The following is a 25,491-nucleotide window of genomic DNA, read 5'->3' on the forward strand; positions in this document are numbered from 1 at the left end:
AACACATGCACGAAAACATCGAGGCATTACTCGAGACTCTGCACCTGACCGAAGAGCCAGCCATCAATGGTGAGGACCGCTTCTCAGCCCCTAGCCAGTTCATGCCACATGGTCGGGTTTATGGCGGACAGGTACTTGCTCAATCACTGATTGCTGCGTCAAAAACTATCAACGAGGACCGCCCCGTTCACTCCCTGCACGGCTACTTTCTGCGCGCCGGGGACATTACGAAACCGATTGAGTTTTCCGTCGACCGCATTCACGATGGCCGTTCCTTCTCCACCCGCAGAACTCAGGCCTACCAAGATGGCGTTCCCATCTTCTCCATGATTGCTTCTTTCCAGGATGAAGACCCTGGACTGAACCATCAAATTGATATGCCAACGGGTTTACCCGAGCCCGAATCCCTCCCCACCGCAGGTGAACTTCTGGGCCCCATTGACCACCCCGTTGCGCAATACTGGGCGACTCAACGCCCTTTTGATTTACGTCACTGTGAGTCACCGATATACATGAGCGTTGAAGGTGAGAATGTTGCCCACCAAGCGGTGTGGATGAAAGCCCTCTCTCCACTTCCGGATGACCCCCAGTTCCACCGTGCCGCTCTGGCCTATGCCAGCGACTACACGATCCTCGAGCCCATCTACCGCAAACACGGTATTCCGTGGGCAACACCAGGCCTCAAGGCGGCAAGCCTGGACCACGCCATGTGGTTCCACCGTTTTGGCCGTGTAGATGAGTGGATGCTCTACGTTCAGGAATCTCCCAGTGCCCAGGGCGGACGAGGTTTATCCTTTGGACGTATCTATTCTCGTGAAGGAATACTTCTTGCTTCAGTTGCCCAAGAGGGCATGGTTCGCGTTCCTGGATTGGACAAGTAATGGCTGCACGTAATCTCACTCCCAAACTTTCCCGCCGTGAAGTACTTGGCCTCGGCGCTATTGGTGCTGCTGGCGTAGCTATTGCGATGACGGGCTGCTCAGCAGAAGCAGGAGATTCTGGTGGCGCTGGAAACGTGTTGAAGTCCGGACTGGAAATTGGCCCTGTCGCCGACGTTCCTGTCGGCGGGGGCCGCAACTTCGAGGTTGAGGGCACCAAGTTGGTTGTGACCCAACCTACTGAAGGTGAACTCTTGGCGTTCAGTGCGATTTGTACACACGAAGGCTGTGTTGTGGGCTGCCGGGACAAAGAGATACGTTGCGATTGCCACAGCGCGGTCTTCAGCATGACTGATGGCGAACCAATCAGTGGTCCAGCAGACGGTGCTCTACAGAACTACCCCGTCATTGTTACTGACGGTGTGATTTACACTGCCTAAGAACGACGCTTGAAGGTGATGTTCTCACCTGTATAGGGAGCGATTGCTTCCCTTTCCACGTCTGTCAGCCGACGAGGCTTCGTCGTCTTGGCATCGACCAACACAATCGTTGTTGTAGCCCTGGCAAAGAGCTGCTGTGGATTCTCAGCTGTTGCGGTCTGCGTAGGTGAATAGATTTCGTAGCAGACATCCAAGCTGGCTCCCCCGACATGGCCAAGCCACATCTGGAGGTCCAAGGTTTCGCGCATGTAGGGAATCGGAGCCAAGTATTCAATTTCTTGGTGCGCGATCAGTGTGAAGGTGTCAGCCGTAGGCCCACCTTCCAGGATGCGGGTAGCCAAGTGGTCGTCACCGTGACCGGAATCTCCTGCCCAAAAGGCATGAATACGAGCTTCTTCGAGCAGACCAAACATGGCTGCGTTGTTCACATGCCCGTAGGCATCCAGGTCAGACCAACGGATACTGGTGGGAATGTGTAAACGCATAATCAGTCCTAGTCGCGAGTGAGTTTGCGGTAGGTGCTGCTGTGTGGCTTCGCCGCATCAGCACCGAGGCGCTCGATCTTGTTGGCTTCGTAGGACTCGAAGTTACCCTCGAACCAGTGCCAGTAGCTGGGGTTCTCATCAGTACCTTCGTAGGCAAGGATGTGCGTCGCAATACGGTCAAGGAACCACCGGTCGTGTGTGATGACCACAGCACAACCGGGGAACTCGAGCAGGGCATTCTCGAGGCTTCCGAGAGTTTCCACGTCCAAGTCGTTGGTGGGCTCATCGAGCAGGAGAAGGTTTCCACCCTGTTTGAGAGTCAGTGCCAAGTTCAGGCGGTTACGTTCACCACCGGAGAGCACACCAGCCTTCTTCTGCTGGTCTGGACCTTTGAAACCAAAGGTGGAGACATAAGCACGGCTAGGGATTTCCACGTTTCCAACCTGGATGAAGTCCAGACCGTCCGAAACAACTTCCCAGAGGTTGAGGTTGGGGTCGATGCCGCCACGGCTCTGGTCAACATAGGAAATCTTCACGGTTTCACCGATTTTGACTTCACCACCGTCTGCTTCTTCCAGACCCACAATGGTCTTGAAAAGGGTCGACTTACCGGCACCATTAGGGCCGATAATGCCGACGATACCGTTGCGAGGCAGCGAGAAGGACAAGCCGTCGATCAGAGTGCGATCTCCAAAGCCCTTTTTGAGGTTTTTTACTTCGAGAACTACTGCACCCAGTCGTGGTCCTGCAGGAATAACAATTTCTTCGAAGTCGAGCTTGCGGGTCTTTTCAGCCTCCGCAGCCATCTCTTCATAGCGAGCCAAACGGGCCTTGGACTTAGCTTGGCGACCCTTCGCGTTGGAGCGAACCCAGTCGAGCTCTTCCGAGAGACGACGAGCAAGCTTGGCGTCCTTCTTACCCTGAACCTCAAGACGCTCACGCTTCTTCTCGAGGTAGGTGGAGTAGTTACCTTCGTAGGGGTAGAGGTGTCCGCGGTCTACTTCCGCGATCCACTCAGCAACGTGGTCGAGGAAGTAACGGTCGTGTGTTACGGCAAGAACGGCACCGGGGTACTTAGCCAAGTGCTGCTCGAGCCAGAGCACAGACTCGGCATCGAGGTGGTTAGTGGGCTCATCGAGCAGGAGCAGGTCAGGCTTCTGCAGCAGGAGCTTGCAGAGTGCAACACGACGCTTCTCACCACCGGAGAGCTTGTCCACGGGCCAGTCACCGGGTGGGCAGCGCAGAGCATCCATCGCCTGAGCGAGCTGAGAGTCGAGGTCCCAGCCGTTGGCAGCGTCGATGTCTTCCTGGAGGGTTCCCATCTCGGCGAGAAGAGTGTCAAAGTCTGCGTCAGGCTCACCCATGGCGGCAGAGATTTCGTTGAAGCGGTTGATCTTGCCCATGATCTCACCCACGCCGTCTTGGACGTTCTCGAGAACGGTCTTGTTCTCATCGAGTTCGGGTTCTTGCATGAGGATGCCGACTGAATAGCCAGGGCTCAGCTTGGCTTCACCGTTCGAGGGGGTGTCGAGACCTGCCATGATCTTCAAAATGGTGGACTTACCAGCACCGTTGGGTCCTACGACACCAATCTTGGCCCCGGGGAAGAACGACATTGTGACGTCATCGAGAATGAGCTTGTCGCCCACTGCCTTGCGGGCACGAACCATGGAATAAATGAACTCAGCCATGGCTCAATTCTAGGTGTTAGCCCAGGCTCTGAACTTCCGTTCCGAGCAGACAACCGCCTGTTGCCAAAACAGGAAGCACCCGGGAGATGACTTTGGGGGCAACAGGTCCAAACTGGCCAATCACACACTGGCCACCAAATTGGACGGCAACTTCCGATGTGTCAGCAGCAAGGCCTGCTGCTGTGCGCGAAAACGTGAACTGCACGGTCGCAGGATCGAACCCTGCAGCACCGACTGCTTGGGCAACAGCATAAGAATCGGCCGCAGGATCAGCGGCGAGTGTCTTTTCAATGATCCAGGTGAAGTAATACAGATTGTCCTTGGCACTGCCGTTAGGCAGAAGCACAGGGTCTTTGGTGGGCTTGGGGGTTGCCGATGCGGAAGCTGTTGCAGTCTCGGTGGGCTTCAGATCTGGAGTGGATGCAGAGCAGCCTGTGAGTGCAAGTGCGCCAGAGAGAGCTAGTGCAGTGGCAATAACGCGAATCTTCATGGCTCTCCTTCCCTGAAACGACAGAACGCCCCCAAGTCTAAAGGGGGCGTTCTGTGTTTTCGCTCAGTATGAGGAGGTGTTGCTAGGCAGCAACCTTTTTACGACTCTTCGCAGCGAGAGGAAGGTCCTCTTCATCACTGTCCTTGTCGGGAAGGCCGCCCCAATCATCTTCAGCAACTGAGGTCACCTCTGTGGAGGACGAGTTACGAGTGTACGAAGCGATGCCCCACGTCAGATCGTGACCGAGTGCTTCGGCTTCAATCTCAACAGTGGTGCCGGAGCGATCGGTGTTTTCCCAATCACGGATACGCAGCTTGCCAGTGACAATGACACGGTCACCTTTCGACACTGAGGTGGCGGCATTCTCCGCGAGTGCTCGGAAGCTGGAAACGGTGTACCAGTTGGTGTCACCATCAACCCAGCGGTTTGCTGCACGGTCGAAGCGACGCTGACTGGATGCCAGACGAAAGCTTGTAATGGCAAGACCTTCGCTGGTGGTGAGGTGACGTGGAGTGGTGGCAACCAATCCGGTGAGAGTGATGTTGTCCGTCATGATGACGTCCTTTCGTTCGGGTTATGTGAACGAAGAATGCGTCAGGAGAGGTCACGGCACGACAAACAATCCCACATCTGGGATGAAGGTCACACGGCATTGCCCTGTGGAGGACTAGGAGAAGTTAGTCCTTGATGTAGCTAGCGAAAGAGGCGCGAACCTTGTTCACCTTAGGCACGGCAACAGCAAGGCAATAACCCTGTCCTGGGTTACGCGCGAAGAAGTTCTGGTGATATTCCTCAGCGTCATAGAACACACCCAGAGGCTCCAGTGTGGTGACCAGTCCCCCACCCCAGTACTCGTTGGCGCGATCAATAGAAGCTTGGAACAGTTCCTTCTGCTCTTCACCGTCATAGAACATGGCAGAGCGATACTGCGTGCCAATGTCATTGCCTTGACGGTTGAGTTGACGTGGGTCGTGGAGGGTGAAGAACACATCCAGAATGACCTCAGCAGGAATCACTGCCTCGTCGAAGACAACCTTGACCGCTTCAGCCTGACCAGTGGTACCGGTGCAGACCTCTTCGTAGGTGGGGTTTTCTTTCGTGCCACCGGTGTACCCAGCAACAACATCAGAAACGCCATTGAGGGTGCGATAGACCGCATCCAAACACCAGAAACAGCCACCTGCTACTACGAAAGTTGTCATGCCTCTAGATTAGAGATATCTGAGCAAAGGAAGTACCCATGAGCCCTGTTCTGCTGTCAAGCGAGAAAATCGAGACCTCCATTTCGAACGCCGTTGCGTATCGCATTCGATACAACTCAACTGATCTTCACGGTAAGGAAACACAGTCCACAGGTCTTGTTGTCGCTCCAAGCGAATACAAAGAAGGCCGGAAGGTCATATCTTGGGCACATGGCACCACCGGCATTGGGGACGCAGGAGCTCCTTCGGCTCATGATGACCCCGCGCGAGAACTTACTCTGTATTTTGCGTCAGGATCAGTAACCCAAATCGACTACGGGATTCCTGCACTCCAGCAATTCATCGATGAGGGGTGGATTGTTGTCGCAACTGACCACCAGGGCATGGGCACCCCCGGTATTCACCAATACACCGTCAACATCACTAATGCTCTCGATGCAGTGAATATTGTCCACGCAGTTCGTGAGATGGATCTCGGAGCCGGCACCAAGTTTGGTGCTATTGGTTGGTCTCAAGGAGGCGGTACTACCGCTGCCGTCGCAGAGTTAGACGCGTCAGCATTTGGCGAACTGGAACTTGTCGGCGTTGTCGCAATGTCCCCCGGTGTCCCTTCAGTAGCGATTAAGGTGCCCGAAACTCAAGCAGCCCTTGCTGGCACGGGAGCGCCTTCAGCTCCAGATGCCCACATCTACATGATCTTGGGTGGCATGACCGCCGCATTCCCCGACGAGCTTTCCCTCGATGACGTCTTTACCCCACTGGGAAAACAGATCTTCCTCGACAACTACAACACTGCACCTGTGCATCACCTTGGTGACATTCTCACCCGCACCTGGAAACACCAAGGTGCCATTATGGATGTCAAGAAAGACAAACTCCCTCTGTGGTTCCAGGCCTTCAACAAGGCATCTGCTGCACAGCGAAAGCCATCTGTTCCGGTTCTGGTTCTCATTGATGGCCAGGACCCCAATGGACCGTGTCCACTGCCATGGCAGCTGGGCTATATCGAAGCAATTAAGGAACTCGGTGGCGATATTTCCTCGTCTACCTATCCTGACTGTGACCACTTCGCTCTCCCTCAGGCCAGTATTGGCGAAGCACTCACCTGGCTCAACGCGAAGTTCTAAGTTAATTCCCTCAATGGCCCCCAGAAACGGGGGCAATTGTTCGTTAGATTAGAACTCTCATGGGTTACATCATTGGCTTCCTGGCCGCTCTCTTGTTCGGCTCGAACGGAAGCGTGGTCAAACTCGTTCTCTCCGAGGGCGTAACCGCAGCCCAGATGACTTTCTTTCGCGCCACCGCCACCATGGTGATTGCCGGCATTGTCTTACTTTTCACCGAACGCAGTGCCTTCAAGATCAGTTTCAAGCGACTGCTTGCCATGGCTGCGTTGGGTGTATTTGGTGTGGCGATGTTGCAGTGGTTCTATGCACTGGCCATTGAGCGCATTCCTGTAGGAATTGCTCTGCTCTTTGAATACCTTGCTGTGCTGGCTGTGGCCGTCATAGCGCGTTTCTTTTTCAAGGAACACGTTCGCGCCCGGTTGTGGGTCGCCATTGTCTTAGTGCTCATCGGCCTGGGCGTGGTCGCAGAGATGTGGAACTCGAGTGTGGATGGCCTGGGCATGATCTTTGCCCTCATCGCTGCCGCTTCCTACACGATCTACTTCCTCATTGGTGAGCAAGCTCTCAAAGGTATGAACGTGCTGGCCATGACCTTCTGGTCCATGCTGTTTGCATCGTTGTTCTGGGCATTCTTTAGCGGCTGGCAGAACATGGACTTCTCTGTCTTTAGCCACCAGATTTCTCTCAGTGGCTCGCTTGCGGCAGTCAATGTTCCGCTGTGGGTGCCATTCCTGTGGACCATCACGATGGGTTCCTTCGTGGCTTTCTATATGTCCTTCAAGTCGCTGAGCTTGCTCAGTGCCACCTCTGCCGGCATCGTTGCCTCTTCTGAAGTGATCTTTGCCTTCATCGTGGCGTGGTTGTGGCTGGGTGAATCGTTGAGCTTCATTCAGATTCTGGGTGCACTGATTGTCACCGCGGGCATCATCTTGGCCCAGACGTCGCGAGGTGGCAAGATCGTAGATCTTGACCTCGCTGCCACAACGGGAGCAATCCCCATCCGCAAGAAGTAACTACAGCTCAACACTCAAGAGCTGAGGGATGTGCTCTGCAAGGAAATCCTTCGAGAAGGTTCCTTCGTTGTCGATGAGTGCCTCTAACCCCTTGGGCGCAATCATGACGGTCTTTTGAGGGCGCGAAAGCAAGAAGCCCGACTCGAGCAAAACATCGAGAAATGGCATGAGTTTTTCTTGAGCTAGTTCCACGATTTCTTTCTTCGTGTTCTCATCAAAGAGACCGAGCTCTTCAGCGACCATCTTCACGGCAATATTGCGGTGGACAGCTTCACCATCGTGGAGGACGAAGAGGTAGGTGTGAGAGATCTTGCCAACGGCATCAAGTGTTTCGTCATCCATATAGCAACCCTATCGAGGGCAAGGAGGGCTGAAGTGAGAAGGTAAACTTGTAAACCAACCCTCCGTAGCTCAGTGGATAGAGCAAGAGCCTTCTAATCTCTTGGTCGCAGGTTCGATTCCTGCCGGGGGGACTTTTTATGCCCAGAAAGTGCTGTGAACTCCTGAGACGCCCTTATCTATTCGGAGCCGAACAGTTATCATCGAAGCAACACCATCTAGTGCCACATAGGAGTGGAAATGAGTAAGTACGTCGTTACAAACCCTGCAACCGGAGAATCTGGAGCACCATTTGCCCAGACCACCGACGCGCAGATTTCTGCAGCTATTGATGCTGCTCACACAACTCACCAGGGCTGGTCCAAGACCACCACTGTTGCCGAGCGTTCTGAACTCATTGAGAGGGTGGCCCAGCTTCACCGCGACCGCCGTGAAAACCTCGCAGAAATCATTGTTCGCGAGATGGGTAAGCCATACGAGCAGGCACTTGGTGAGGTCGACTTCACCGCAGACATCTACTCTTTCTACGCCACCAATGGAGAGAAGTTCCTTGCTGACGAAGCCATCCCCGAGTTCGAAGGTGAAGGCGAAGCCTTCATCCGCCGTTCTTCTTTGGGTGTGCTCCTTGGCATCATGCCATGGAACTTCCCTTACTACCAGGTTGCCCGCTTCGCTGGTCCTAACTTGGTACTGGGTAACACCATCCTGCTCAAGCACGCATCTCAGTGCCCTGAATCTGCAGCCGCTATGGAGAAGATCTTCAACGACGCCGGCTTCCCTGCAGGCGCTTACCAAAACCTTTACGCAGACTCGAAGCAGATCGAAGGCGTTATAGCTGACCCACGCGTTCAGGGTGTTTCCCTGACCGGTTCCGAGCGTGCTGGTGCAGCTGTGGCAGAAACCGCTGGACGCTACCTCAAGAAGGTTGTTCTTGAGCTTGGTGGCTCTGACCCCTTCATTCTGCTGAGCACCGATGACATGGATGCCACCGTTGAAGCAGCTATTGCCGGTCGTAACGACAACAACGCCCAGGCCTGCAACGCAGCCAAGCGTTTTGTCGTCATCGAAAGCCTGTATGCAGAGTTCTTGGAGAAGTTCACCGCCAAGATGCTCGAGATGACTCCTTCTAACCCCATGGACGAGGATACCTACCTCGGTCCCCTGTCGTCTGCTGGCGCAGCAGACGGCCTGGAAGAACAGGTCTCTCGAGCAGTGAAGCAGGGTGCAACCTTGCACGCACGTGGTGACCGCAGTGGAACCTACTTCTCCGGTGTTGTGCTGACTGACGTCACTCCTGCCATGGATGCACACCACGAAGAGTTCTTTGGCCCTGTTGCGATTGTTTACTCCGTCAAGGACGAAGCAGCTGCTGTTGAATTGGCAAACGACACTCCATTTGGTCTGGGTTCCTACCTGTTCTCCACCGACAAGGACCAGGTCCTTCGCGTGGCAGACCAGATCGAAGCCGGAATGGTTTACGTCAACGGCGTTGGCCTGGACAGCCCTGAGCTTCCCTTCGGTGGCATCAAGCGCTCAGGCTTCGGCCGCGAACTGGGTCGGTTCGGTATCGAAGAGTTCGTCAACCGTAAGCTCATTCGCATTCTGAAGTAATTCAGAGTTAGAACTACCGAAGATTCCCTGGCCTGATTGAACTGTCCCCCGAAAGTTGGACAGGTTAAATCCTAGGCGGCTTCTAATTGAAGGGCATGGTTCCGATATTGCATCGGGGTCATGCCCTTCAGTCGTTCCTGGATACGTTCGTTGTTATACCAATCGATGTATTCCTCGATTGAGTCGATGAGTTCGTTGACGGTGTTGAATCTTTCACCATGGAACATTTCTGATTTGAGGTGTCCGAAGAAGTTCTCGATGAGGGCGTTGTCATAACAGTTCGCTTTGCGAGACATGGATTGAACAGCGTCATGTTCTTCCAACAGGGCACGCCAGGAGACGTGTTGGTATTGGAATCCTTGATCTGTGTGAACAAGCACTCCAGTGGTTGGTTGTTCACGTTCTAACGCTTCTCGCAGGCTTTGAGCAGTCAATGCAGTGCTGGGAGAGGTGCTTGTTTGGAAACTCACGATGGAGTGATCGAACAGGTCATAAATCGGTGAGAGATACACCTTCTGGTTTCCCACACGGAACTCGGTCACGTCACTGACCCATTTCTGGTTGGGCGTTGCAGCTTCAAACTCTCGGGCAAGGACGTTGCCCGCAACGTGAGAAGTTCCGCCTTGATAGGAGTTGTATTTGCGCTTGACGCGCACTTTTGAGCGCAGGCCTAACTGGTTCATGAGTTTATGGACCAGTTTCTTGCTCACTTGCCAGCCGTCTTGCCGCAGTCGCAGCCAGATTCGTCGATGGCCATAACGTTGCTTACTGGAGCTGAATATCGCAGCAATGGCTGTTTTGAGCTCGCCATGACGATCAGGGACATCGAGTTGGGCCAGGTGATAGTAATAGGTCGACCTTGCCATCCCTGCCGCATTCAACAGGTCGGCAAGGTCATGGTCGGACTTGAGGGAGGAAATCGCCTGGACCTTTAGGCGTGTCCTTGGTTCCTCAAGTCCCGCAATTTTTTTAGATACGCGTTCTCTGCTTCGAGGCGTTTAACTTGCTGACGAAGCTTGTCCTCTTCACTTGCTCCAAGTCCTGGCGAAGATCCGACAGGTCTGCCCTTAGGTTTGGGCATCAAAGCCTCATCCCCACCTGCTCTCCATTGACGAGTCCACGTGGTCACGAGTTGAACAGAACGCAACTCAAACTCAGCCGCGAGTTCCATCTTTGTTGCGCCAGCAAGGAAACGTTCGACTACTTCCTTTTTGATTTCAAAAGGAAAAGAACTTTTGGTTTTACTCTCCACAAGACAAAGCCTGCCATGAAGCATCCACCTGCGATGGAAGTGTTTGACCACAGCCGATGAAAATCCGTAACGGCTTGCGGCAGCAACATAACCGAGGCCGGATTCAAAGAGATCAACGAGCTGTTCTCGTTGAGAAGTTGTGAGTGAACTAGATGGTTTCAAAGAAATACTCCCCAGAAATTGGAAACTGATTAATCAGTCCAACTTTTGGGGAGCAGTTCAGATGGCCAGGGAATCTTTGTCTGTGGGCACGCCTAGAATTGAGGCATGGGAACACCGAATGAGTACATGGTCTGGATCGACTGCGAAATGACCGGACTCAACCTCGATGTTGATGAGCTTGTTGAAGTCGCTGTGATCATTACCGACTCTGAGCTCAATGCCGTTCACGAAGGTTTCGACATCGTGATCAACCCCAGCCAGGCAGCCTTGGACAACATGGGTGAATTCGTCACCAACATGCACACCACTTCAGGCCTGATTGAAGAAATTCCTCACGGTGTTTCGCTCGAAGAAGCAGAAACTCAGGTTCTTGCCTACATCAACGAGCATGTTCCCGAAGGCCAGAAGCCACCGATGTGTGGCAACTCGATTGGCACCGACCGAGCATTCATCGTTCGCTACATGCCTAACGTTGATGCCCGCCTGCACTATCGCAACATCGACGTCTCCTCCTTGAAGGAACTTGCTCGTCGCTGGTATCCCCGCGTCTACTTTAACTCCCCCAGTAAAGACGGCGGCCACCGCGCTTTGGCAGATATTCAAGAGTCCATTCGTGAGCTTGATTACTACCGTCAGGCACTTCTTGTGGCAGAGCCAGGCCCCAACTCTGAAGAGGCGGGCAAGATTTCTGCCGACATCGTGGCCAAGCACTCTTCCTAAGCACTGTTCTTCAGTTTTTGCCTCCGGGCGAAACGTGTAAGATTATTGAGTTGCCGATTCGTCGGAAGCACAACATGGTGGGTATAGCTCAGTTGGTAGAGCGCCTGATTGTGGTTCAGGAGGTCGCGGGATCGATACCCGTTACTCACCCCAAAAAAATGAAAGCCCGGAGCTCTAAGCTCCGGGCTTTTGTTATTCACTGAGAAAACTCAATTCCCATTTTTCTAGGTTATTTACCCCTTAATGACGAGGTGTTAACCCCTGTATGATTTCGAACAGGAAGTTTAACTGGGGGCAACCAACGTGGCACGAAATTCTGTGAATGGCGATGCTGTGAACAGCGGCGACAATCTCGATCAACTGTTGAACGGTTTTCTAGCGCGTAATGAAGATCGCGCTGACCCCAACTATGTTCTGGAGCCCGTTGACTTCAGCACGCCCATTCCTGATCGGTTTGTCCGCATTCTGCGCGATTCCTCTTTTCCCGTCACCGAAGCTGACGTAAAGGAAGAAGTTGTTGAGTCAGAACCGGAGACCAATTCTGGCCTCATCCTCTTAGCTGAGAACTACGACAAGAACTCACGAAAGAAACTCCAGAACGCACGTATTTTTAGCGTTATCGCTGGAGTAATTCTGTTTGTTTCCGTACTCATATTCTCAGCACTTGCTGGCAACATTCTTGCCGGAATAATTGTCGCTGTTCTGGCAGCTGTATTCATCGTGCTGAGCCGCACCTCGAAGAAGCAGGCCCACGAAATTCATCAGATCGCAGAAGCCCTCACACAGCCAGAAGAGACTTCTTAAGCCTTCTTTACTTACAGCAAAACCCCGGAGCAACAGCTCCGGGGTTTTGTCGTTGTCTGAGGGGAACGTTTACTCGTTCTCGTCTTCCGAGGTGTAGGTGTCGCTTGCAGGTTCGTTGAAGGTGTAACGAACGTGGAGCTTGCCAGCAACTTCGCGGGTGTCCACGGCGAAGTAACGGAAGATGGACTCAATACCGTCGACGAGTGCAACCTCGCTGAGCTTTTCATCGTGGGTTCCACGAACAAGAACGCGCTCTTCTGCGGTTCCTGCAAGAGGGCCGTCAACGAACTCGGCGGTGAAGTAGACGTCGGTGCGATCTGAAGTAGTCATACTTCTAGATTACTCGCTTGCGGAGACTTCTAAGGTCGCTATGGCCCGGGGGTTGTGGAGAGAGATAAAGTTCTCAAACTGGGCATCCCACTGAGTCCAGTGTTCAGCAAAGTTCTCACCCACCCGTGAGAGTGCTCGTTCTCTGCGCAGTTCTGTCTCAGCATCAAGCCAAATGCGCACTTGAGAGAGCGACTGGCTCTCCTGAGACATAGAACCACACCCTTCAATGAGCAATGGTTCGAGTGAGTCCACAGAATGCCATTCTGCGAATGATCTGGTTTTCCAGTCATAGCGCTGCCAGTGTGTGTCAGCACCTGTGGCTCGCTCGGTGAGCATTGCAAGGGCTTTGGCAGCCCCTTCCGCCAAGCCATCCCAGCCTGGGTAGAGGTCATCCATATGAACCACCTGAAGCTTCACTGCAGAATTCCAGTGCTGCTCAATCTCCGCAGTGAGCGTGGTCTTCCCCGACCCACTCGGGCCATCAATGAGGAAGGTGGGCGCGGGAGCACGGCGGTCGTGCTTGACCGCGTCGTCATAGGCCAGAGCACGCTCGTGAATATGAGCCGTGATCTGAGAAAGGTCAGGAGATAACAAAGTTCCACGCTCCAGTCATAACCGCCATCATGACAGCAATAATTGCAATTACTGCTGCTCCCACAACGAACCAGGCATCTCTGGGGGTGAACCTGGCGATTCTGGCCCAGGTTCGTTGTACAGGAGCATCAAAGGCTCGTGCCTCCATAGCGGTGGCAAGCAGGCTTCCTCTGCGCACCGCAATTGTCAAGAGCGCCATGGCCTGATTCCCCAGTCTTCCCAGTGCGGCAATGGGTCCACCGCCATCAGCAATGCCGCGTGCACGACGAGCCAAGCGCAGCATCTGCCAGTCCTGTCGCATGAGTCCCAGCATGCGAATAGCAGCTAGTGCTCCTATGACAAAGCGGGCAGGCAATTTCCACATCTGCGCAAGGCCATCTGCAAGATCGGTGGGGTCTGTCGTGGCGAACAGAACGACCGCAGGAAGCGCCACCGCAAGAATTCTAAGAGTGATGGTGACAGCTAAGGCCACTTCACCTTTGGAGATATTCCAGGGACCAACAACAAGTACGACATCTCCCTCATCTCTGCCATAGAGCAATCCCGAGAGCCCAGCGAAGGGTGCTGCAATCAAGAGTGGAGTCAGAATTCGAAGGAGTCTCCGAGCGGGCACACCTGCCCAAGGCAGCAGTGCGAGCTCGAAGACCAACGCGACAAGGGCAGACACAGGATCTAGCGAGAGTAAGAGAACAATGCCGAGGATTCCTGCAGCACACAGCTTTGCCAGAGGACTAATCGTGGTCATTGCTCACCGCCCAACTTCAACACGGTATCTGCCGCTGCCTGCACGAATGCTTCATCGTGGGTAATGGCGACGATGCCGTGACCTTCGGCACGAAGTTCACTCAACAGCGAGACCATCTCTGCCCAGGTCACGGCATCCTGACCGAATGTGGGCTCATCCAGGATGAGTAAGCGAGGCTTTGTGGCCAAAGCTGTTCCTACCGAGAGCCTGCGCTGTTGGCCACCAGAAAGAGTGAAGGGATGTGCATCGGCCAGTTCAGTCAGATGCAGTCGTTCGAGGAGTTCCTCTACTCGATCGTCAATCTCATTCTGAGACAGCCCCTGAGCCCGAGGACCAGCAGAAAGCTCAGCTCGAACAGTGGCAGCAATAAATTGCTGCTCGGGTGCTTGGAAAACACTGCCGATTCTCGTGAGCAGTTCACGAGAGCGCCAGGCGTAAGGATTCGATGACCTGGCAGTGGTTTGGAGCTCAGTAGAAGCAACAACCGCTCCACTCTGGGCAGGGATGAGTCCACCCAAGGTCAATGCCAGTGCTGTTTTTCCAGCACCATTGGCTCCTGTAATGGCCAGTATCTCGCCGGCATGAATATTCACATTCACAGGCTGGGTCGATTGTGTGCTTCCTGGATATCCAGCACACAGGTTCTGCGCCGTGAGGAGCACCGGTGAACCTCTGTGTTGAGGCGCACGTGGAATCTGAGTGTGAGGAAGCCATACGCCGGAGGCTTCTAATACCGAAGCCGTTTCTGGGGGCAACGAGTGAGGCGCTCCATCCCACAGCACACCCTCAGCTCCCAGAACAATGATTCGAGTGGCAAAGTCCCACCAGAGATCCACTCGGTGTTCCACCATCACGATGGTGGCTCCGGTTGCATCTGCCACGGTTGTGACTGCGTCCTTGAGTGCTCTCGCTCCAGCAGGATCAAGGTTTGCTGTGGGCTCGTCCAGGGCAATGATTTCTGGCTTCATGGCGAGAACACCGGCCAAGGCCAATCGTTGTTTCTGGCCACCTGAGAGTGTTGAGGTGGAATGACTTAATGGAACATGAAGCCCCACCAGCCCGAGAGCTTCATCAACCCGTTCCCAGATTTCTTCGCGGGGAACACCGAGGTTCTCACAGCCAAAAGCGACATCGTCGCCCACGCGTTCCAAGATGACCTGGTTCTCAGGGTCTTGAAGAACAAGCCCCACAGTTCCACGAGACTGCTCCGGGGCAGCTCCGTTGATGTGAAGAGAGCCACTCTGGGTACCTTCGTCTTCACCGAGTACACCAGCGAGAGCTCGCAACAGCGTGCTCTTACCAACACCGGAAGCTCCCAGCAGGAGAACTCTCTCCCCCGCATTCACCTCACAGGAGATGTTGGTCAACGCTGGAGCAGGGCGGGCAGCGAACTGCCAACCCCACCCCTGCGCTGAAAATGTTGCCACTTAGTTCTGGCGTCCCGCAGCGAATCTGCTGAGTGCACCAGCGCGAGCTAGCCCGCGCACAATGAACCAGGGAACCACCCCACCAAGAACAGCACCAGAAATGATGCCGCAAATGACGTAGACAGTCTGGAATCCAGCATCAACGCCGGGGTACCAGACAACCAAGTCATTGATGCTCATGGCTACACCAGCTCCTGCACCAGCCAGAACAGCGGTGAACACGTTCCAGTTGGCATAAAGGAAGAGGGCAAAGACCAGCTCAGCGCCAAGGCCCTGAACCAGTCCTGACATCAGGGTTCCAAAACCCCATTGGCTCCCGATCAAAGCCGAGACGGTTGCCGCGATGAGTTCGGTAAAGATGGCCGCACCGGGCTTGCGCACGATGAGTCCGCCGAGCACGGCAGCAAAGAGCCAGCCACCGCCCAGCAGGGCGGTCAGGCCTGGCGTTGCTGCCAGAGCTGCAGAGAGAGGACCATAGGCCAATCCCCATGCCCAGAAGATGATTCCAGAAGCGACTCCGATAACGCTTGCCACGACAATATCGACGGTGCGCCAGCGGAACTTGTTAACAGGTGTTGCGTGCACTTTCGTGCCCCTTTCAGTAGAAATGAGGGCACGGGATAATCGTTGAGAATGCCTCCCTGCGCTGGCATGATCCAGATCAGGTTCGACGGTCGGAAGTTACGGAACTTCCCTCTCAGCCCGGTGTACCGGACTCCCGTGTGGGCTCTATCTTACGCAGTAACGAGGCCGGACGAACACTAGCTGGGCCAAACTTTTGATCTACCTGGTCAATGACGATTTCAGCATCCTTCCAAGGATCTGTTTCGTCTTCCCATAAAGACAGCTGCTGCCCACCTGCTTCAACCAGCCCTGCAGAACGAACGCCAATCAATCGAACAGCACGTCCACCGATGCGCAGGTCATCCAGGAGCTCACAGACAATCTTGTGAATCTCCCTGCCCACGCTCGTGGCTTCTGGAAGAGTGCGTGAACGCGTCAGGGATTCGAGGTCAGAGAAGGTGACCTTGAGGCCGATTGTTCGAGCCTCGAGCTGCGCTTTGCGCAGCTGGGCTCCAACATGATCTGCTTGGAACAACAAGGTTGCTTTGAGCTTCTCGATATCTGTCACATCCTCGTTGAAGGTGTGTTCCTTACCAATGGACTTATCTGCCTTTTCGCTGTTCACCGGGCGAGGATCACGCGCCCAAGCCAGTGCATAGAGGTGAGAACCAGCAGCTTGCCCCAGTGCTGCAATCAAACTCTGTTCAGGTGAATGAGCAACATCGGACACAGTGTGGAGTCCGCGCTTGTTTAACACCTCTGCAGTCTTCTTTCCCACACCCCAAAGCGCATCAATGGGAAGGGGGTGTAGGAATTTCAGAGTGTCCTCTTCGGGAACGATCAAGAGCCCATTGGGCTTGGATTTGGTGGAGGCCAGTTTGGCGACAAACTTCGTACTCGCAACCCCCACAGAACAGGGCAAACCTGTTTCCTCAAACACGCGCTGTTTGATTTGAGCTGCAATCTGCTCAGGTGTGCCGAAGATCTTGATGGCTCCAGAGACATCAAGGAATGCCTCATCAATAGACAGTTGCTCCACCAATGGTGTGAAGTCATTGAACACCTTCATCACCAGGCGCGAGTAATGACGGTATTTCTCAAAGTGGGGTTCCAAAACAATGACGTTCGGAACAAGACGCTTGGCATTCGTCAACGGCATCGCCGAACGAATGCCTAAAGCACGAGCCTCATAGGTGGCACTGGTCACCACAGAGCGCGGTGAATCATGGGCAACAACAGCGGGTTTGCCGCGCACCTCTGGCCTGTCTAATACCTCCACAGACGCGAAGAACGCGTCCATGTCGACATGAAGAATCGAGGAGGTAATTATGCCTTCAGGAAGCGACGCATGGGCAAGCCAAACGACAAGGTGAAAGCGATGATTCCGGCGGTGAAGGTGACTAGTTCGTAGCCAGCAAACTCAGGAGTGAACGCTGCACCCATAAGCCAGAAGCTTGCTACCAGCAGGGCGAACGAAACAATAAATTCAACGATGCGCATGATTACAGTTTAGAGCGCAGCAGCACGTTCAAGCACGAGCTCTCGAACGCGTGCCGCATCAGCTTTGCCTTGCATTGCCTTCATGACAGCGCCAATTACGGCACCAGCAGCCTGAACCTTGCCGTCCTTGATCTTCTCGAGGACATCCGGCTGAGCGGAAAGTGCTTCGTCGATGGCGGCGATCAGTGCACCGTCATCGCTGACCACAGCAAGACCCTTGGTCTCCACAATCTCACGTGGTGAACCTTCGCCGGCAGCAACAGCTTCGAGGACCTGACGAGCCAAACGGTCAGTCAGAGTGCCCTCATCCACGAGCTGCTGTAGTTCTGCAACCTGTGCTGGAGTGATGTCGATACCGGCATCACCCTCAGCTGCGTTAGCCAAACGAGCAATCTCACCCGTCCACCACTTACGTGCTGCCTGAGGTGTAGCGCCTGCTGCAACCGTCTCAGTAATCTCGTTGAGCAGACCAGAGTTCACCACATCCTGGAACTCCAGGTCGGTGAATCCCCACTCAGCCTTGAGGCGACGACGGCGCTCAGCTGGCTTCTCGGGAAGTGCTGCACGCAACTCTTCAATCAGAGCTGGGTCTGGCACTACTGGAAGCAAATCTGGCTCAGGGAAGTAGCGGTAGTCATCAGCGTCTGACTTGGGACGGCCAGCGCTGGTTGCACCAGTGTCTTCGTGCCAGTGGCGAGTCTCCTGGATGATGGTTCCACCCTCAGAGAGAATCTGTGCCTGGCGCTGAATTTCATAGCGCACTGCACGCTCAACCGAACGCAAGGAGTTCACGTTCTTGGTTTCGGTGCGAGTGCCGAGCTTGTCAGATCCACGAGGACGCAGAGACACGTTTGCATCACAGCGTAGGTTTCCGCGTTCCATCTTGGCGTCAGAAATACCAAGTGCCAGCACGATGTCGCGAATAGTCGCGACATACGCCTTGGCCAGTTCAGGGGCGTCGTGTTCGGCGCCCTCAATCATGCGGGTCACAATCTCCACCAGGGGAACACCAGCACGGTTGTAGTCCACGAGAGAGTATTCAGCCCCCTGGATACGACCGGTGGAACCACCGACGTGGGTGAGCTTTCCCGCGTCTTCTTCCATGTGAGCACGCTCAATGTCGACCTGGATGATGCGACCGTTAGGCAGCTCTACTTCCACGTTTCCGTTGATCGCGATGGGCTCATCAAACTGTGAGATCTGGTAGTTCTTCGCGAGGTCAGGGTAGAAGTAGTTCTTGCGCGCGAAGGAAGAAGATTCTGCAATCTCACAGCCCAAGGCAAGGCCCAAGCTGATGGAGTAGCGCACAGCCTCTTCGTTCACCACAGGAAGTGAACCGGGAAGACCCAAGCAGGTGGGAGTGATGTTGGTGTTGGGCTCACTACCAAAGTTGTTGGGAGCTGCCGAGAACATCTTAGTCTTGGTGGAGAGTTCCACGTGAACTTCAAAACCGAGAACGGGTTCGAACAGTTCGAGCGCCTTGTCGTAATCCATGAGCTTTGCTTTAGCCATTAGAGCGCCCCTCCCTTGAGTTCTGGTGCTTGGCTCAGCAGGGTGTGGCCCCACTTCTGCTCCAGCAGTGCTTCGAGTGCGCCACCCACGTTGTAGAGGCGCGCATCTTCACGAGCAGGTGCGAGGAACTGGATGCCGACAGGCAATCCGTCCTCGTCTGCGAGACCAGCAGGAACGCTGATTCCAGGAATACCAGCCATGTTGGCAGGAATGGTTGCAATGTCTCCACGCCACATAGCTACGGGGTCATCGAGCTGTTCGCCGAGCTTCCACGCAGTCGTGGGAGCAGTCGGTGAAGCCAAGACATCAACCTTGCTAAAGGCATCTGCGAAGTCGCGCTGCACGAGCGTGCGCACCTTCTGTGCAGAACCGTAATAGGCGTCGTAGTAGCCAGCAGAGAGTGCGTAGGTTCCCAAGATGATGCGGCGCTTCACTTCAGCACCGAATCCAGCTTCACGAGTGGCCGACATGACCTGCTCAACCGTTCCGCCGCCTTCTGGCTGCACGCGCAGACCAAAGCGAACGGAGTCGAACTTGGCCAGGTTGCTGGATGCTTCCGCGGGAAGAATCAAGTAGTACGCAGCAACGGCGTGAGCAAGGCTGGGAAGCGAAACGTTCACGATCTCAGCGCCGTTGGCTTTGAGCAGTTCCAAAGACTCGTGGAAACGAGCAAGAACACCAGGCTGGAAGCCTTCGTCATCCAACTGCTCGATAACACCAATCTTGAGGCCCTTGACGTCGGCGTTCTTCACAGCGTCTGCAAAGGAAGGCCATTCGTCCTTGAGTGAGGTGCTGTCGTGCACGTCGTGGCCCTTGATCACGTCGTGAAGAAGTGCAGAGTCCAGAACAGTGCGGGTTACCGGACCAATCTGATCAAAGCTCGAAGCCAAAGCAATCGCGCCATAGCGGGAAACACCACCATAGGTAGGCTTCACGCCCACGGTGCCGGTGATATGTGCTGGCTGGCGGATAGATCCACCCGTGTCAGAGCCGAGAGCCAATGGCGCTTCAAAAGCAGCCACAGCAGCTGCCGAGCCACCACCGGAACCACCAGGAATACGGTCGAGATCCCAGGGGTTACGAGTAGGACCATATGCCGAGTGCTCAGTGGAGGAACCCATAGCGAATTCGTCCATGTTGGTCTTACCCAGAGGAACAAGTCCCGCTTCGCGCACCTTGGTCACGACGGTGGCGTCATAAGGAGACATCCAGCCTTCGAGGATCTTGGAACCGGAAGTCGAGGGCATGTCGGTGGTGACCAACACGTCCTTGATGGCGATAGGAACACCATCGAGGGGGCTGAGCGGAGCACCAGCAGCACGGCGTGCATCTGACGCCTTGGCAGCCTCGAGTGACACAGCAGCGTTCACGTGGAGGAACGCGTTGAGGTCACCATCAACCGCAGCAATGCGGTCAAGGTGTGCCTGGGTGATTTCCACAGAAGTTGTGGTTCCGGCAGCGAGCATCTCTGCGAGCTCGGCGGCGGTCTTGTGAATGAGGTCAGACATGATTACTGCTCCTCCCCCAGAATTGCTGACACCTTAAAGCGCGAACCATCGTGCTCAGGAGCAGAAGCCAAAGCCTTGTCGGTAGGGATCACATCAGCGACAACGTCGGGACGGTAAACGTTCTTCAACGGAATGGGGTGGCTGGTTGCAGGCACGTCAGGCGTGGCAACGGCCTGTACAGAAGCAACAGCTTCCATGATCTGGCCCAACTCAGTGGTCATCGTCGCGATTTCCGCGTCGGAAAGGTCAATACGGGCCAAGTTAGCCAGGTGGCGTACCTGCTCGGCAGAAATGTCAGACATAAGGCACAAGTTTACCCGTCACGACACCGGGCAAATTACCGAGGCAAGGCAGAAAAAGTGCAGAGATCTGCCAATAAATTGATTACTTAGATTCTTGGATTGCCACTAAGAAATCTTCCAAACTGACCACTGGTATTCCAATAAGTCGAGCTCTTTTAGCCTTACCAGACAATGTATTGGGATCCTGCGCAACAACGACTTTCACTTTTTTGGTAACCGATGGCCAACAAATGAGGCCGTTTTCGCTAGCAATTTGTTCGTAGTGGCTCCGCGAAAGGGGCATCTCCCCGGTTAAGACAATGTGATCACCTTCTTCTAGATGAATGGTGAATCTGGCAAAGTTTGGAGCTTCCTCAGAAATTTCATCTTTGAGATATTCGATCTTGGATTTGATCTCAGCAAGAGATTTACCCATCAGTTTTCCCACGTAATGAATCCCTGCAATCTCAGCAGCGTTTAACACTCCATCTGCCCAAGCAACATTCACCAAATCTAAGAAATATTGATCTTTAAGAGCAGCAAGTTTCTTTGCATCCATGCCAACTTCCTCGACATATGCATCAACTAGTGAGGCTTCCTCCGGGGTCATCAACCCATCACTGAAGATGTCATCAAACAATCTCAAGAGCCCTCGGTCTTCAGCGGTTTCTGCCGCATCCGGAAGTTTTGTGATGTATTTGGTCAGCACGGGCTCTTCAACTGTGAGAATTTCACCACGTTGTTTCGTGGGAGCTACTTGCGCAGGAACTGAAGGCCATACGAACAACGAAGACTGTTCAATTACCCTGTCCCAAAGGAAAAAATTCGGCTCTTGTTCGAAATATGAACGAAGAAGTTTTGCCGTTGCAATTGCGTCGTCAAGTGCACAGTGGGCGTTTTCAATATCTATGTCATAAGCCTCACAACACGCAGCAAGCGATCTACCCACACCGGGAAGCATCTCGGTTGCCATTTTCATTGTGCAAATAACAGGCAGTGAACCCTTGTCAATAAGAATTCCTACTGAATTGAATTCGGCAACTAAAAAATTGGTATCAAAACTCGCGTTATGCGCCACAATTACTCGGCCATTTATCATCTGCAGAAGCCCAGGGGCTACATCTTCGAATGAAGGCGCATCGATCACATCTGTCGCGGTAATGCCATGTATTTTTGTCGCTCCGACATCACGCCCTGGATTAATCAGCGTAGAAAATGTCGATTCTGGATCACCATGTTGATCCAGAAGTACAAGGCCGATCTCAACAACTTTGTCACCCTTATTGGGGCTAAAGCCTGTGGTTTCAAAATCAATTACAGCAAAGCCGTTTGAGCTCATATTTTCCCCCAGTTGCAATTTTCTTTCAGGCTACATTGCTCCTAAGACAATGCAGAAGGACCATGTTCCAGCAGTATTTTGAAACCTTCTGCATCTAAAACTGGAATCCCTAATTCTTTCGCTTTAGTCAGTTTCGATCCTGCACCAGGGCCAGCAGCCACAAAGTTTGTATTCTTCGATACCGAAGATGCAGGTTTTCCACCTGCAGCGATAATCGCCTCTTGTGCGCCGTCGCGAGTAAATCCGTCAAGAGAGCCTGTAGCCACAATGATGAGTCCGCTGCAGGGTCCTTCGTTTGAGGTCACAGCGCCGGGCCCGGCATGTCCTGGAACAAACAGTTGGACACCGGCAGATTTCCAGCGTTCAATGATTTCGCGATGCCAATCAACTTCTAGCCACGATTTCACTGACTCAGCAATGATTTGACCGACACCCTCGACTGCTGCCAGTTCCTCGGCGGTGGCTTCATCTAAGGCTTCAATAGAACCAAAGTGATTTGCCAATGCTCTAGCTGCTACAGGTCCAACGTGTCTGATGTTCAAGGAAACCAGCATTCGCCAAAAAGGCTTTGTCTTTGCCTTTTCGAGCTCAGCGATGAGCTCATACGCACCCTTAGAAAGTATGAATTTTTCATCACCGTCAAAGACCTCTGCTTGAGGGTCAAAGGGTGGATCCATGACAACTTTCTTGCCAATCTTTCTAATGCGACGGAAAGGAAGTTCTCGAAGCGGTTCTCCCGTTTCCTTATCAAGCTTGATTTCACGGATTCGAATGTCTGAGTAATTCCAAACCTCGAGAGGGAAAAGATCCTCTAACGTGAGCTCAAAAAGTCCTGCTTCTGTGAGCAAAGCGGGTTGAAGTGGTGGGATCGGATTAGTCAACGCTTCAGCAGTCGACTCACCCAGTCCTTCAATTTCAAGACCACCGCGACTACCAATATGTTCAACGCGCCCACGAACTTGAGCAGGGCAAGCTTTCGTGTTTGGGCAACGAAGATCAATATCGTCCTCGCTGGCTGGTGCTAGCTTCGCACCACACTCAGGACAACTTTCAGGCATCACAAATGGATACTCTGTGCCATCGCGAAGTTCGAGTACTGGCCCCAAGATTTCAGGAATGACGTCACCGGCTTTCCGGATGACAATCGTGTCCTTGATGAGAACGCCCTTGGCTTTAACCACATCTTGGTTATGAAGTGTTGCGTATTCAACGACTGAGCCAGCAACTTGAACTGGTTCAACGATGGCAAAAGGTGTTGCGCGTCCTGTGCGCCCCACGCTGACCTTGATGTCTTTCAGCTTGGTGTTGACCTGCTCAGGAGGGTATTTGTAGGCGATTGCCCAACGAGGTGCTCGACTGGTGGCACCAAGTTGCTTTTGAATGGCTAAGTCGTCGACCTTGATGACTATGCCGTCAATCTCATGGTCAATGTCGTGTCGTTTTGCACCCATCTCGGTAATGAATGCTGCAACTTCTTTTGCGCTTGAAAGTACTTCGAAGTACTTCGAAGTTGGCAGTCCCCAAGACTCAAGGAGCCCATAAACATCTGACTGGTTAGCAACAGGTACCTGATCCCAGGCACCAATTCCATGAACCAGAAGGCGAAGAGGCCTTGCAGCCGTTTTTGCCGGGTCAATCTGGCGCAGTGAACCACTGGCAGAGTTTCGGGGGTTAGAAAATGTCTTTTCCTTGGCCTCTAACAAACGCTTATTAAGCGCTTCAAACTCTGCAGTTGGAATATAAATTTCACCACGAACTTCCATGAGTTCAGGGAACCCAACACCTGAAAGTCGGTGTGGAATGCCCTGAATGGTGAGGACATTTGCTGTGACGTCTTCTCCTACTACTCCATCACCACGAGTTGTTGCCCCTGTGAGGGTTCCATTCTCGAAGCGAAGATTGATAGCAAGACCGTCGATCTTCAGCTCGCAGAGATACTTGATTGCAGTTCCAGCATCTCTTTCAGTTTTTTCTGCCCATGCAAGAAATTGTTCTTCTGAAAAAACATTGTCCAAACTCATCATTCGCTCGAGATGAGGGACCTTTTCAAAGGTTGCCGCAGCACGGCCGCCAACACTCAGAGTGGGGCTGTCCTGCCCTTGAAGTACCGGGTAAGTTTTTTCGATTGCTTCGAGCCTACGCATTGCGGAGTCGTACTCAGCATCTGAAATGATGCTTTCGTCGCGTTCGTAATAAGCATCTGCGGCTTTGTTGATCTTGGCAGTTAGTTCTATTGCTTCTGCTTGCGCTTTTTCAAAATCGGTAAGTTCGGAAACTTCTGCTGAAGACGGAATCTCTTCAGGAACTACATCCTCTAAATCGAAGAGTGCGTCCTCGCTCATGCGGTGGCCACAACATTCAAGTCACTCACTGTTCGTGCAATCGTGAACTGCCCCAGAACCCTGGTGCCGACATAAATGACGGCAGTTTGCCCGGCAGCTACCGAGTTGAGCGGGTTGGCGGGGCGAACGATGAGTTCGCCTCCAACCAGCTGCGCAACAGCAGGTACGGGATCTGCGTGTGCACGAATCTGCACTTCAACATCGAATTCGTTTTCAGGGTTTTCCTGTGGTTCCCCACACCAGGTGAAGCTGGTGCCAGCAATCTCGATAATGTCGAGTGCTTCCTTGGGGCCCACCACTACGGTGTTGGTCTTGGGACGGATCTCCAGCACAAAGCGTGGAAGACCATCCGGTGCAGGAGTTCCAATGTGGAGTCCCTTGCGCTGGCCAATGGTGAAACCTGGTGTTCCTTCATGGGTGCCGAGCTTGTTTCCAGCAGTGTCGACAATGTCACCTTCACTGATGCCCACACGATCTGCGAGCCAGCCTCGGGTGTCACCATCAGGAATAAAGCAAATGTCGTGACTGTCAGGCTTCTGCGCAACGCTCAGACCACGCTCTGCCGCCTCGGCACGAATGAGGTCCTTGGAGGGGGTGTCCCCGAGCGGGAACATGGCGTGCGCGAGCTGATCCGAGGTGAGCACACCGAGAACATAGGACTGATCCTTTGCCCACGCACTGGCGCGGTGAAGCTCGAGGTTGCCGTTGGCATCGGAAACGACATTGGCATAGTGACCGGTGCAGACAGCATCAAAGCCCAGCGCAAGTGCCTTCTCCATCAGGGCAGCAAACTTGATCTTCTCGTTGCAGCGCATGCAGGGGTTCGGCGTGCGACCAGCCTGGTATTCAGCAATAAAGTCATCGACCACGTCGGACTTGAAGCGTTCTGAGAAGTCCCAGACGTAATAGGGAATGCCGAGCATGGTGGCAGCGCGCTGCGCATCCATCGAGTCTTCGATGGTGCAGCAGCCACGTGCACCGGTTCGCAGGGTGCCAGGCATACGGCTGAGCGCTAAGTGCACCCCTACAACGTCGTGTCCTGCTTCTACTGCCCGCGCAGCAGCAACAGCGGAGTCAACTCCACCACTCATTGCCGCTAGTACTCGCATAATTCAAGTTTAAGGCGTGCGGAGCT

Annotated in this window: 26 protein-coding genes, 2 tRNA genes, 1 pseudogene and 1 riboswitch; of the genes and pseudogenes, 9 read left to right on the top strand and 20 right to left on the bottom strand. The window is 53.7% G+C overall.

Translation table 11 applies throughout. The features are described 5' to 3' along the window. Positions 1-5: 5 nt before the first annotated feature. A complete protein-coding gene (locus AURMO_RS05220) occupies positions 6-881 on the top strand; it encodes an acyl-CoA thioesterase (RefSeq protein WP_110234882.1) in 876 nt (291 codons plus the stop codon). Further along, positions 881-1,318 carry a Rieske (2Fe-2S) protein gene (locus tag AURMO_RS05225; RefSeq protein WP_110233716.1) on the top strand — a complete coding sequence of 146 codons (438 nt, stop codon included), beginning with the start codon at positions 881-883 and terminating at the stop codon, positions 1,316-1,318. The genes AURMO_RS05220 and AURMO_RS05225 overlap by 1 nt, the downstream gene beginning before the upstream one ends. Here the strand turns inward: AURMO_RS05225 and AURMO_RS05230 are convergent. From AURMO_RS05230 to msrA, 5 genes are all read right to left on the bottom strand, one after another. Continuing rightward, the gene (locus tag AURMO_RS05230) at positions 1,315-1,803 is read right to left on the bottom strand and encodes an acyl-CoA thioesterase (RefSeq protein ID WP_110233718.1); all 489 of its coding nucleotides are present in this window, start codon (positions 1,801-1,803) and stop codon (positions 1,315-1,317) included. The genes AURMO_RS05225 and AURMO_RS05230 overlap by 4 nt on opposite strands. A gap of 8 nt (positions 1,804-1,811) precedes the next feature. Then, positions 1,812-3,494 (bottom strand): energy-dependent translational throttle protein EttA, encoded by a 1,683-nt coding sequence (ettA, locus tag AURMO_RS05235; RefSeq protein WP_110233720.1) that lies wholly within the window; start codon positions 3,492-3,494, stop codon positions 1,812-1,814. 16 nt (positions 3,495-3,510) lie between these two features. Continuing rightward, positions 3,511-3,984 (bottom strand): DUF6993 domain-containing protein, encoded by a 474-nt coding sequence (locus AURMO_RS05240; protein ID WP_110233722.1) that lies wholly within the window; start codon positions 3,982-3,984, stop codon positions 3,511-3,513. An 82-nt stretch (positions 3,985-4,066) separates the two neighbouring features. Beyond that, a complete protein-coding gene (gene ssb, locus AURMO_RS05245) occupies positions 4,067-4,537 on the bottom strand; it encodes a single-stranded DNA-binding protein (RefSeq protein WP_110233724.1) in 471 nt (156 codons plus the stop codon). A 124-nt stretch (positions 4,538-4,661) separates the two neighbouring features. Next, positions 4,662-5,186, bottom strand: a complete 525-nt coding sequence (gene msrA / locus AURMO_RS05250) for a peptide-methionine (S)-S-oxide reductase MsrA (protein ID WP_110233726.1) — start codon at positions 5,184-5,186, stop codon at positions 4,662-4,664. A gap of 38 nt (positions 5,187-5,224) precedes the next feature. On the opposite strand from msrA, the gene AURMO_RS05255 reads away from it, so the two are divergent. Next, a complete protein-coding gene (locus AURMO_RS05255) occupies positions 5,225-6,313 on the top strand; it encodes a lipase family protein (protein ID WP_110233729.1) in 1,089 nt (362 codons plus the stop codon). 59 nt (positions 6,314-6,372) lie between these two features. Then, positions 6,373-7,326: an EamA family transporter gene (locus tag AURMO_RS05260; protein WP_110233731.1), complete on the top strand. Its 954-nt coding sequence runs from the start codon at positions 6,373-6,375 to the stop codon at positions 7,324-7,326. Here AURMO_RS05260 and AURMO_RS05265 read toward each other — a convergent pair whose 3' ends face one another. After that, a complete protein-coding gene (locus AURMO_RS05265) occupies positions 7,327-7,668 on the bottom strand; it encodes a hypothetical protein (RefSeq protein ID WP_110233733.1) in 342 nt (113 codons plus the stop codon). It abuts the gene before it with no gap. Positions 7,669-7,726: 58 nt separating this feature from the next. On the opposite strand from AURMO_RS05265, the gene AURMO_RS05270 reads away from it, so the two are divergent. Both AURMO_RS05270 and AURMO_RS05275 read left to right on the top strand, forming a co-directional pair. Then, positions 7,727-7,799: transfer RNA gene (locus AURMO_RS05270), tRNA-Arg, on the top strand. 106 nt (positions 7,800-7,905) lie between these two features. Beyond that, positions 7,906-9,276: an NAD-dependent succinate-semialdehyde dehydrogenase gene (locus tag AURMO_RS05275; RefSeq protein WP_110233735.1), complete on the top strand. Its 1,371-nt coding sequence runs from the start codon at positions 7,906-7,908 to the stop codon at positions 9,274-9,276. 71 nt (positions 9,277-9,347) lie between these two features. Here the strand turns inward: AURMO_RS05275 and AURMO_RS05280 are convergent. Further along, positions 9,348-10,537: pseudogene (locus AURMO_RS05280) on the bottom strand (IS3 family transposase); the annotation flags it as partial. A 258-nt stretch (positions 10,538-10,795) separates the two neighbouring features. On the opposite strand from AURMO_RS05280, the gene orn reads away from it, so the two are divergent. The 3 genes from orn to AURMO_RS05295 all read left to right on the top strand — a co-directional run bounded on the left by orn (position 10,796) and on the right by AURMO_RS05295 (position 12,214). Continuing rightward, positions 10,796-11,410 (top strand): oligoribonuclease, encoded by a 615-nt coding sequence (gene orn / locus AURMO_RS05285; protein WP_110233737.1) that lies wholly within the window; start codon positions 10,796-10,798, stop codon positions 11,408-11,410. A gap of 77 nt (positions 11,411-11,487) precedes the next feature. Next, a tRNA-His gene (locus AURMO_RS05290) sits at positions 11,488-11,563 on the top strand. Positions 11,564-11,713: 150 nt separating this feature from the next. Beyond that, the gene (locus AURMO_RS05295) at positions 11,714-12,214 is read left to right on the top strand and encodes a DUF2207 domain-containing protein (protein WP_162532677.1); all 501 of its coding nucleotides are present in this window, start codon (positions 11,714-11,716) and stop codon (positions 12,212-12,214) included. Positions 12,215-12,283: 69 nt separating this feature from the next. Here AURMO_RS05295 and AURMO_RS05300 read toward each other — a convergent pair whose 3' ends face one another. The 13 genes from AURMO_RS05300 to mnmA all read right to left on the bottom strand — a co-directional run bounded on the left by AURMO_RS05300 (position 12,284) and on the right by mnmA (position 25,465). Then, on the bottom strand, positions 12,284-12,544 hold the full coding sequence (locus tag AURMO_RS05300; RefSeq protein ID WP_110233742.1) for a hypothetical protein: 261 nt from the start codon (positions 12,542-12,544) through the stop codon (positions 12,284-12,286). 9 nt (positions 12,545-12,553) lie between these two features. Further along, positions 12,554-13,138: a nucleoside/nucleotide kinase family protein gene (locus AURMO_RS05305; protein WP_162532678.1), complete on the bottom strand. Its 585-nt coding sequence runs from the start codon at positions 13,136-13,138 to the stop codon at positions 12,554-12,556. Continuing rightward, positions 13,125-13,883, bottom strand: coding sequence for an energy-coupling factor transporter transmembrane component T family protein (locus tag AURMO_RS05310; RefSeq protein WP_110233746.1), 759 nt, complete (start codon positions 13,881-13,883; stop codon positions 13,125-13,127). Before AURMO_RS05310 ends, AURMO_RS05305 begins: the two co-directional genes overlap by 14 nt. Next, positions 13,880-15,310, bottom strand: a complete 1,431-nt coding sequence (locus AURMO_RS05315; protein WP_239406799.1) for an ABC transporter ATP-binding protein — start codon at positions 15,308-15,310, stop codon at positions 13,880-13,882. The genes AURMO_RS05310 and AURMO_RS05315 overlap by 4 nt, the downstream gene beginning before the upstream one ends. Further along, positions 15,311-15,895 (bottom strand): ECF transporter S component, encoded by a 585-nt coding sequence (locus AURMO_RS05320; protein ID WP_239406800.1) that lies wholly within the window; start codon positions 15,893-15,895, stop codon positions 15,311-15,313. Between the two features lie 38 nt (positions 15,896-15,933). Next, a riboswitch (TPP riboswitch) is annotated at positions 15,934-16,042 on the bottom strand. Further along, positions 16,008-17,204 carry a DNA polymerase IV gene (gene dinB, locus AURMO_RS05325; RefSeq protein WP_275425180.1) on the bottom strand — a complete coding sequence of 399 codons (1,197 nt, stop codon included), beginning with the start codon at positions 17,202-17,204 and terminating at the stop codon, positions 16,008-16,010. (Overlaps the previous riboswitch by 35 nt.) Continuing rightward, entirely contained in the window at positions 17,201-17,374 is a 174-nt protein-coding gene (locus AURMO_RS08925) for a hypothetical protein (RefSeq protein WP_162532680.1), read from the bottom strand. Before AURMO_RS08925 ends, dinB begins: the two co-directional genes overlap by 4 nt. Before the next feature lie 9 nt (positions 17,375-17,383). Further along, entirely contained in the window at positions 17,384-18,886 is a 1,503-nt protein-coding gene (gene gatB, locus AURMO_RS05330; protein ID WP_110233749.1) for an Asp-tRNA(Asn)/Glu-tRNA(Gln) amidotransferase subunit GatB, read from the bottom strand. Continuing rightward, positions 18,886-20,394 carry an Asp-tRNA(Asn)/Glu-tRNA(Gln) amidotransferase subunit GatA gene (gatA, locus tag AURMO_RS05335; protein WP_110233751.1) on the bottom strand — a complete coding sequence of 503 codons (1,509 nt, stop codon included), beginning with the start codon at positions 20,392-20,394 and terminating at the stop codon, positions 18,886-18,888. The genes gatB and gatA overlap by 1 nt, the downstream gene beginning before the upstream one ends. Before the next feature lie 2 nt (positions 20,395-20,396). Next, positions 20,397-20,696 carry an Asp-tRNA(Asn)/Glu-tRNA(Gln) amidotransferase subunit GatC gene (gene gatC, locus AURMO_RS05340; RefSeq protein ID WP_110233754.1) on the bottom strand — a complete coding sequence of 100 codons (300 nt, stop codon included), beginning with the start codon at positions 20,694-20,696 and terminating at the stop codon, positions 20,397-20,399. A gap of 82 nt (positions 20,697-20,778) precedes the next feature. Further along, a complete protein-coding gene (locus tag AURMO_RS05345) occupies positions 20,779-22,014 on the bottom strand; it encodes an exonuclease domain-containing protein (protein WP_110233756.1) in 1,236 nt (411 codons plus the stop codon). Between the two features lie 41 nt (positions 22,015-22,055). After that, on the bottom strand, positions 22,056-24,356 hold the full coding sequence (ligA, locus tag AURMO_RS05350; RefSeq protein WP_110233758.1) for an NAD-dependent DNA ligase LigA: 2,301 nt from the start codon (positions 24,354-24,356) through the stop codon (positions 22,056-22,058). After that, positions 24,353-25,465 carry a tRNA 2-thiouridine(34) synthase MnmA gene (gene mnmA, locus AURMO_RS05355; protein ID WP_110233760.1) on the bottom strand — a complete coding sequence of 371 codons (1,113 nt, stop codon included), beginning with the start codon at positions 25,463-25,465 and terminating at the stop codon, positions 24,353-24,355. The genes ligA and mnmA overlap by 4 nt, the downstream gene beginning before the upstream one ends. Positions 25,466-25,491 lie beyond the last annotated feature (26 nt).

This window comes from Aurantimicrobium photophilum, from assembly GCF_003194085.1.
In the GTDB taxonomy this organism is placed as follows: domain Bacteria; phylum Actinomycetota; class Actinomycetes; order Actinomycetales; family Microbacteriaceae; genus Aurantimicrobium; species Aurantimicrobium photophilum.

Bases quoted from the DNA above. Each gene is read 5' to 3' on its own strand.
- AURMO_RS05255 (WP_110233729.1), top strand. From the start codon at position 5,225: ATGAGCCCTGTTCTGCTGTCAAGCGAGAAAATCGAGACCTCCATTTCG.
- AURMO_RS08925 (WP_162532680.1), bottom strand. From the start codon at position 17,374: ATGCGCATCGTTGAATTTATTGTTTCGTTCGCCCTGCTGGTAGCAAGC.
- ssb (WP_110233724.1), bottom strand. From the start codon at position 4,537: ATGACGGACAACATCACTCTCACCGGATTGGTTGCCACCACTCCACGT.
- mnmA (WP_110233760.1), bottom strand. From the start codon at position 25,465: ATGCGAGTACTAGCGGCAATGAGTGGTGGAGTTGACTCCGCTGTTGCT.
- AURMO_RS05230 (WP_110233718.1), bottom strand. From the start codon at position 1,803: ATGCGTTTACACATTCCCACCAGTATCCGTTGGTCTGACCTGGATGCC.
- gatB (WP_110233749.1), bottom strand. From the start codon at position 18,886: ATGGCTAAAGCAAAGCTCATGGATTACGACAAGGCGCTCGAACTGTTC.
- AURMO_RS05260 (WP_110233731.1), top strand. From the start codon at position 6,373: ATGGGTTACATCATTGGCTTCCTGGCCGCTCTCTTGTTCGGCTCGAAC.
- msrA (WP_110233726.1), bottom strand. From the start codon at position 5,186: ATGACAACTTTCGTAGTAGCAGGTGGCTGTTTCTGGTGTTTGGATGCG.
- AURMO_RS05310 (WP_110233746.1), bottom strand. From the start codon at position 13,883: ATGACCACGATTAGTCCTCTGGCAAAGCTGTGTGCTGCAGGAATCCTC.
- gatA (WP_110233751.1), bottom strand. From the start codon at position 20,394: ATGTCTGACCTCATTCACAAGACCGCCGCCGAGCTCGCAGAGATGCTC.
- ligA (WP_110233758.1), bottom strand. From the start codon at position 24,356: ATGAGCGAGGACGCACTCTTCGATTTAGAGGATGTAGTTCCTGAAGAG.
- gatC (WP_110233754.1), bottom strand. From the start codon at position 20,696: ATGTCTGACATTTCTGCCGAGCAGGTACGCCACCTGGCTAACTTGGCC.
- AURMO_RS05275 (WP_110233735.1), top strand. From the start codon at position 7,906: ATGAGTAAGTACGTCGTTACAAACCCTGCAACCGGAGAATCTGGAGCA.
- AURMO_RS05345 (WP_110233756.1), bottom strand. From the start codon at position 22,014: ATGAGCTCAAACGGCTTTGCTGTAATTGATTTTGAAACCACAGGCTTT.
- AURMO_RS05240 (WP_110233722.1), bottom strand. From the start codon at position 3,984: ATGAAGATTCGCGTTATTGCCACTGCACTAGCTCTCTCTGGCGCACTT.
- orn (WP_110233737.1), top strand. From the start codon at position 10,796: ATGGGAACACCGAATGAGTACATGGTCTGGATCGACTGCGAAATGACC.
- ettA (WP_110233720.1), bottom strand. From the start codon at position 3,494: ATGGCTGAGTTCATTTATTCCATGGTTCGTGCCCGCAAGGCAGTGGGC.
- AURMO_RS05265 (WP_110233733.1), bottom strand. From the start codon at position 7,668: ATGGATGACGAAACACTTGATGCCGTTGGCAAGATCTCTCACACCTAC.
- AURMO_RS05225 (WP_110233716.1), top strand. From the start codon at position 881: ATGGCTGCACGTAATCTCACTCCCAAACTTTCCCGCCGTGAAGTACTT.
- AURMO_RS05220 (WP_110234882.1), top strand. From the start codon at position 6: ATGCACGAAAACATCGAGGCATTACTCGAGACTCTGCACCTGACCGAA.
- AURMO_RS05300 (WP_110233742.1), bottom strand. From the start codon at position 12,544: ATGACTACTTCAGATCGCACCGACGTCTACTTCACCGCCGAGTTCGTT.